The organism is uncultured Flavonifractor sp. (assembly GCF_944383115.1).
In the GTDB taxonomy this organism is placed as follows: domain Bacteria; phylum Bacillota; class Clostridia; order Oscillospirales; family Oscillospiraceae; genus Flavonifractor.
The window spans coordinates 1-7,090 of sequence record NZ_CALWOJ010000098.1 but is presented as its reverse complement, the minus strand read 5'-3'; the positions used below and the strand labels follow the sequence as shown (position 1 = coordinate 7,090).

General features: G+C 63.5%; 6 protein-coding genes. 3 read left to right on the top strand and 3 right to left on the bottom strand.

Going from position 1 to position 7,090, the window contains the following annotated elements; all coding sequences use genetic code 11:
• Both Q0K43_RS09430 and Q0K43_RS09425 read left to right on the top strand, forming a co-directional pair.
• Window positions 1-1,200, top strand: a 1,200-nt coding sequence (locus tag Q0K43_RS09430) for a polyribonucleotide nucleotidyltransferase (protein ID WP_297290291.1), incomplete at its 5' end; no start/stop codon positions are given.
• Window positions 1,201-1,420: 220 nt separating this feature from the next.
• The gene (locus Q0K43_RS09425) at window positions 1,421-1,882 is read left to right on the top strand and encodes a hypothetical protein (protein WP_297290290.1); all 462 of its coding nucleotides are present in this window, start codon (window positions 1,421-1,423) and stop codon (window positions 1,880-1,882) included.
• A gap of 111 nt (window positions 1,883-1,993) precedes the next feature.
• On the opposite strand, the gene ftsH is transcribed toward Q0K43_RS09425, so the two are convergent.
• Entirely contained in the window at window positions 1,994-3,877 is a 1,884-nt protein-coding gene (gene ftsH, locus Q0K43_RS09420; protein ID WP_297290289.1) for an ATP-dependent zinc metalloprotease FtsH, read from the bottom strand.
• Window positions 3,878-4,086: 209 nt separating this feature from the next.
• On the opposite strand from ftsH, the gene Q0K43_RS09415 reads away from it, so the two are divergent.
• On the top strand, window positions 4,087-4,566 hold the full coding sequence (locus tag Q0K43_RS09415) for an SLOG family protein (RefSeq protein ID WP_297290288.1): 480 nt from the start codon (window positions 4,087-4,089) through the stop codon (window positions 4,564-4,566).
• Here Q0K43_RS09415 and Q0K43_RS09410 read toward each other — a convergent pair.
• Window positions 4,553-5,923 (bottom strand): penicillin-binding transpeptidase domain-containing protein, encoded by a 1,371-nt coding sequence (locus Q0K43_RS09410; RefSeq protein WP_297290287.1) that lies wholly within the window; start codon window positions 5,921-5,923, stop codon window positions 4,553-4,555. The genes Q0K43_RS09415 and Q0K43_RS09410 overlap by 14 nt on opposite strands.
• Window positions 5,910-7,090, bottom strand: a 1,181-nt coding sequence (locus tag Q0K43_RS09405; protein ID WP_297290286.1) for an FtsW/RodA/SpoVE family cell cycle protein, incomplete at its 5' end; no start/stop codon positions are given. The genes Q0K43_RS09410 and Q0K43_RS09405, both read right to left, overlap by 14 nt.

Genomic DNA, 7,090 nt, shown 5'->3' with positions numbered 1-7,090 from the left:
CTGGAGGGCCACCGTGTGGACGGCCGCGCCAAGAACGAGATCCGTCCCCTGGCCGCCGAGGTGGGCGTGCTGCCCCGTGTCCACGGCTCCGGCCTGTTCACCCGCGGTCAGACCCAGGTGCTGAGCATCTGCACCCTGAACACCCTCTCCGCCGCCCAGAAGCTGGATACCATCTGGGAGGAGGAGGAGAAGCGGTATATGCACCACTACAACTTCCCCGCCTACTCCACCGGCGAGGCCCGTGCCGCCCGCTCCACCAACCGGCGTGAGAAGGGCCATGGCGCTCTGGCCGAGCGGGCGCTGGAGCCCGTCATCCCCTCCGTGGAGGACTTCCCCTACGCCATCCGCGTGGTGAGCGAGGTGCTGAGTTCCAACGGCTCCACCTCTCAGGGCTCCATCTGCGGCTCCACCCTGGCTCTGATGGACGCCGGTGTGCCCATCTCCGCCCCCGTGGCCGGCATTTCCTGCGGCCTGATCCAGGACGACGACGGCGGCTTCACCACCTTCATCGACATCCAGGGCGTGGAGGACTTCCACGGCGAGATGGACTTCAAGGTGGCCGGTACCAAGGCCGGTATCACCGCCATCCAGATGGACATCAAGAACGACGGCCTGTCCCATGAGATCATCAAGGAAGCCCTGGAGATCACCAAGGACGCCCGTTACGCCATCCTGGACGAGATCATGCTGCCCTGCATCTCCAAGCCCCGTGAGGACGTGGCCGACACCGCTCCCAAGATGGTGAAGATGAAGATCGATGTGGACAAGATCCGCGAGGTCATCGGCTCCGGCGGCAAGGTGATCCAGAAGATCTGTGCCGACACCGGGGCCAAGATCGACATCGAGGACGACGGCACCATCTACATCGCAGGCGCCGACAAGGCCTCCTGCGACGCCGCCAAGAAGACCATCGAGACCATCGTGTTCGTGCCCGAGGTGGGCCAGCTGTACTACGGCAAGGTGGTCCGCATCCTGCAGTTCGGCGCTTTCGTGGAGCTGGCTCCCGGCAAGGACGGCATGGTCCACATCTCCAAGCTGGCCGACCGCCGGGTGGAGAAGGTGGAGGACGTGGTCAACATCGGCGATATGATCTGGGTCAAGGTCACCGATATTGACGAGAAGGGCCGGGTCAACCTGTCCTATCGGGACGCCCTCAAGGAGATCAAGGCCAAGAAAGAGGCCGGCGAGCCCATCAAGTAAATCCGATACGCAAAAACCGGGCGGGGAGTACCCCGCCCGGTTTTTTGTACTTGATGTCCCCCATTTTATTAAGCGGTTGACATATTTGGCGTTTTCTTCTATTATTTTATTGGATATTTTTGTTTTATGTTTGCTTCCTTCCCCAGACAATTAACGGGAGCCGTTCTACATTCGTTGCTTCCCTTTGTGTTCCATCTGACTTGGGAGGTGGTTTGACTGCATGAAGCATCTGATGAGTTCTAAGCGGTATATCATTTTGGTACTCCTGCTGGCAGTTCTTGTGATCGCTCTGGTGGTCTTTGTCCGCCCATGCAGCCTGGGCAAGGCGGCCGGATTGCCGCAGGAACAGGAAACGCTGTATTGCATGGAGCTTCGTACGCTCTCCACCACCCCTGACGTTCGGACGATTCAGGACCCGGAAGCGTTGGAAGCCCTGTCTGCCTTTTTGCAAAAAATGCAGGTGCGCTATGGCGGCCCCTTTGGGCAAGGCTATTTTATTCGGGATAACCAGCGGGCCTACATTCTTCAGCCCACCTATCTGACATCACAGGGGTATATCGAGTATGATCCCATCTTTATCCGGGAGGACGGTTATATTTGCATCGGCGGCGACGGACACTATTACGCGACTGACCCTCAGCAGGTGGAGCAAATCCTCCAGCTTATTTCTTCTTATCTCTGAAAGCACCGGCGAAGCACCGCCGGAAATAACCTGTTAAATGTCAAATGGCCTGTGAACGCCATCCGTTCACAGGCCATTTTTTCATTTCAATAGTCCAAAGCCTGCCGCCGGTTACCCCTGCTTCAGCAGCTCCATAAACTCATCGCCGGTGATGGTCTCCTTCTCCAGCAGGTAGCCTGCCAGCTTCCGCAGCTGGTCCTCGTGGTCACGCAGCAGGGCCAGGGCCTTCTGATGGGCCGCCTTCACGGTGGCCACCACCTGCCGGTCGATCTCAGCCGCCGTCTCGGCGGAGCAGGTCAGGGCGGCGTCGCCCCCCAGGTACTGGTTCTGCACCGTCTCCAGGGCCACCATGTCGAACTGGTCCGTCATGCCGTACCGGGTGATCATGGCCCGGGCCAGCTTGGTGGCCTGCTCGATGTCGTTGGAGGCGCCGGTGGTGATGTTGTCCGCGCCGAAGATCAGCTCCTCGGCGGCCCGGCCGCCGGTGAGGGTGGCGATCTTGTTCACCAGCTCCGCCCGGCTCATCAGGTTGCGCTCCCCTTCGTCCACCTGCATGGTGTAGCCCAAAGCCCCCGAGGTGCGGGGGATGATGGTGATCTTGGTCACCGGGGCGGAGTGGGTCTGGAGGGCGGCCACCAGGGCGTGGCCCACCTCGTGGAAGGACACCAGCTGCTTCTCCTGGGGGGAGATGACGGCATTCTTCCGCTGGGCGCCGGCGATGACGGTCTCCACACTCTCCTCCAGGTCGGCCTGGGTCACCGTCCTGCGGCCCTGGCGCACCGCCCGGAGGGCGGCCTCGTTGACGATGTTGGCCAGCTCGGCGCCGGAGGCGCCCGCGGTAGCCCGGGCAATGGCGCTCCAGTCCACGTCGGCATCGATGTGGACATGCCTGCCGTGGACCTTCAGGATGGCCTCACGGCCCTGGAGGTCGGGCAGCTCCACCGGCACCCGCCGGTCAAACCGGCCGGGCCGCATGAGGGCGGGGTCCAGGCTCTCGGGGCGGTTGGTGGCGGCCAGCAGCACCACGCCCTTACTGGAGTCGAAGCCGTCCATCTCGGCCAGCAGCTGGTTCAGGGTCTGCTCCCGTTCATCGTTGCCGCCGTAGCCGCCGGTATCGCGCTTCTTGCCGATGGCGTCGATCTCGTCAATGAACACGATGCAGGGGGCCTTCTCCCCCGCCTGCTTGAACAGGTCCCGGACCTTGGCGGCCCCCATGCCCACGAACATCTCCACAAACTCCGAGCCGGAGATGGAGAAGAAGGGCACCTTGGCTTCCCCCGCCACCGCCTTGGCCAGCAGGGTCTTGCCGGTACCCGGCGGGCCCACCAGCAGCACGCCCTTGGGCAGCTTGGCGCCGATGGCGGCGTACTTGTCCGGCTCGTGGAGGAAGTCCACCACCTCCATCAGGGCCTCCTTGGCCTCATCCTGGCCCGCCACATCGGCGAAGGACACGCCGGTGGAGGCCTCCTCCACATAGACCTTGGCGCCCGACTTGCCGAAGGTCATGGCGTTGCCCATGCCGCCGGGCAGATTGTTGCCCAGCCGCTTCATCATGAAGCGGGAGAGCAGCTGTCCGATGAGGATAAAGAAGAAGATGGGCAGAATCCAGCTGACCAGGAAGGCCAGAATGGGGTTGGCCTGGGTGGGAATCTCGGCGCTGAACACGATGTCCGGGTCCTCCCGCAGCTGGTTCAGCAGCCGCTGGCCGTCGTCCGGCCAGATGCCGGTCTTGTAGTAGCCGGTCCGCCCCGCCTCATCGGCGGCGATAAAGACGATCTGCCGGCTGTCCTCGTCCAGAGCCACCTCCGTGACCTGATGGTCGTCCACCATAGTGAGGAACTGGCTGTAGGGCACCTCGATCACCTGCCGCTCCAGCACCGAGGGGAAGAAAAAGACGTTGAGGAGCATCAGGGCCACCAGGGCCAGAGCATAGTAGAAAAGCAGCGGTTTTTTGGGCGGGCTTGGGGTTTTCCTGTCATCCTTGACCTCGTGCATACTGAAATCCTCCGAAATACGAATAATATTTTCTATGCTAAATAAATAATAGAGTTTTGAGCCTCAAAGTCAAGAGGATTCCCCAAGGTTTTACACATTATTCACATACGGTGTGAAAAAGTTCAGGGCGCTGCCCAACGGCAGCGCCCTGAATGCGACAAAATTCGTCCTTTGTCCCGGCCTATACTGGGGAAAAGGGGGGAATGGGTATGACCACGCGGGAACAGACCTGCTGCTTCACCGGCCACCGGGACATTCCGTCCACACAGCGGCGGGCTCTGGTGGAAAACCTGGAGAAAACGGTGCGGCAGCTCATTGCCCGGGGGATTCGGTACTTTGGTGCGGGAGGGGCTTTGGGGTTCGACACCCTGGCGGCTCAGACCGTGCTGGGGCTTTTGGGGGAATTCCCCCACATCCGACTGATTTTGGTGCTGCCCTGCCCCGACCAGACCAGAGGCTGGCGGGAGGGGGATGTGGCGGAGTATGAGCGCATCAAAGCCGCCGCCCACAAGGTGGTGTACACCGCCGACCGGTACACGCCGGGGTGTATGCACAAACGCAACCGGCATCTGGTGGATCACAGTGGGGTGTGCGTGGCCTACTGCACCCGGGATACCGGCGGCACCGCTTACACGGTAAACTACGCCCGGCAGCAGGGGCTGGAGGTGCTGCTGCTCAATAGCCGTTGACCAGAGCGTCCAGTACCTGGGCGGCCACGGAGCCGGCCACGTCGGCCCCCGAGCCGCCGTTCTCCACCAGCACCACAAAGGCGTAGGGGGCGTCCTCATTGCGGAGGAAGCCGGCGAACCAGGCGTGGGGGGAGCTGCCGCCCCCCACCTCGGCGGTGCCGCTCTTGGCGCAGATGTCCATATTGGGGAACCGGCCGGAGCCGTAGGCGTCGATGACGTTGCGGGACATGATGTCCGCCAGGGTGGCGGCGGTGGAGGACTGGATCAGGGTGCCCGTCTTGCTGGTCCACTGGGGCAGGGAGGGCAGGCCCAGGGGATTTTCCACCTTGAGGATGAGCCGGGGCACGGCGGCCTTGCCGCCGTTGGCAATGGCTCCCATGTAGGTCATAATGGCGCAGGGGTTGGCCAGGTCGTTGTACTGGCCCACGCCGGCCCAGGCCAGCTGGCCGGTGGTGCCGGTGAAGTCAAACCGCCCGGCGGCGGAGGTGAGGCCGCTGACCTTATAGGAGGAGGTGAGCCCCGCCTGCTGGGTGTACCGAGCCATGACCTCCGGCCCCAGCTCGGCGGCCAGCTGGCCGAACACCCCGTTGCAGGAGTTGGCCAGGGCGTCATAGATGTCCATCTCTCCGTGGACCCGGGGGCAGGTGATGGCCTCGCCCCCCACCACCGTGGAACCGGTGCAGGTCCAGTGCCGGTCAAAGAGGTCGGGGATGTTCTCAATGGCGGCGGCCAGAGTCACCGTCTTGAATACCGAGCCCGGCGGGAAGGTGCCGGAGAGGAAGCGATTTAAATACACGCCGTCATAGGCGGGATTGTCCTCCACGTCCTTCGGCGGGTCCAGGGGGTCGTAGGTGGGAGAGGACACCATGCACAAAATTTCTCCCGTCTCGTAGTTGTACACACCCACCGCCCCCTTGCGGCCGCCCAGGGCCTGATAGGCGATGTAGTTGAGCCGGGCGTCCAGGGTGAGGTAGAGGTCGTTGCCGTTGCCCAGGGGGGAGTAGGCCCCGGTAAACAGGTTGTAGCCGGAAAGCTGGCTGGCAAAGGCGGTGAGTGCGCCGGTGCCGATCTTGCCCTGGGCGTCCCCCACGGCGTGGAGGGTGGCCTTGCGGACGGTGGCGTTTTCGTAGTAGTGGCGGGTTCCGTCCTCGTCGGCCCAGCTCAGCACGTCCCCGTCCCGGTCCAGCACCCGGCCCACCGACAGCTGACCCTGACTGTTGTACAGGTGGCGGTTGGCGGCAAAGGAGGCCCAGCGGCTGCCGTAGAGGACATAGCGCACCACATAGAGCCCCAGACCCAGCACCAGGGCGGCGGCCAGGATGAGGCAGAGGAAGGCCCGTTTTTCAATCTTCTTCATAGCGGCCCTCCCACTGCTCGGTGCGTTTCATGGATAACTCCGCGTTCTGCCGATCCTCCCTGCGGGAGGGCAGGCGGATGGCGAAGCTGGCGTTCTGACGGGTGTCGGTGGCCTTCAGGTAGGCCAGCAGCCCCCAGGAGGCGATCATGGCGGTGCCGCCGTTGGACACAAAGGGGAAGGTAACGCCGGTCAGGGGCAGGATATCCACCGCGCCGAACACATTGAGGCAGGTCTGGAACACCATCATGGAGGTGGCGGCGCAGGCGGCGATGATATAGAAGGAGGACCGGCCCGCCCGGCAGGCCCGGACGGCGAACACCGCCAGGGTGACGATGGACAGGATGGCCAGGATGGCAATGATGAGGCCAAACTCCTCGCACAGCATGCCGAAGACCAGGTCGGTGTCGCCGGCGCCCACGTTGTGGAGCCAGCCCTCGCCGGGGCCAACCCCCACCAGGCCGCCGGAGGCGGCGGCCGACATGGTGCGGCTCTGCTGGTAGCCGCTGCCCACCGTCACGTTCTCCCAGGCGTGGCCCCAGGTGGCAAATCGGCTCATGATGTAGGGCTTCACCGACAGCATGGTGAGGACCGCGAACACCCCGCCGCCGCAGATGAGGGCCAGGGTGGCCCAGTCGCCGGAGCGGAGGTAGGCGATGACCAGGAAGGTGACAAAGAAGATGGCGGCGGTGCCGAAGTCGCTCATATAGGCCAGGCAGGCCAGGCACACGCCGGTGAGGACGATGAACAGCCCCAGGTTCCGCTTGCGGAACAGCCGCTCCAGGGTGGCGGACCCGGCAAAGATATAGCAGATCTTGGCGATCTCCGAGGGCTGCACTGAAACGCCGCCGATGCTCAGCCAGTTGGCCGCGCCGTACTTGGCCTCGGTCAGGCCGGCGGCGTAGAGCACCACTGTCAGGCTCAGCAGCACGATGGCCGCCCCCGCCATGACCCAGCGGATCTCCCGGGTGCGGTCCAGGTCCCGCAGGAAGATCCCCAGCACCAGAAAGAGGACCAGCCCCAGCACCACGCACAGAAATTGCTTGAACAGGGCTCCGGTGTTGGAGGAGCAGGTGACGGCCAGGGACAGGGTGGACAGGAAAAAGGCGATGGTCTCCATCTCAAAGCCCACCCGGCCGGTGGCCCGGAGCACCAGGAAGTAGAGCCACA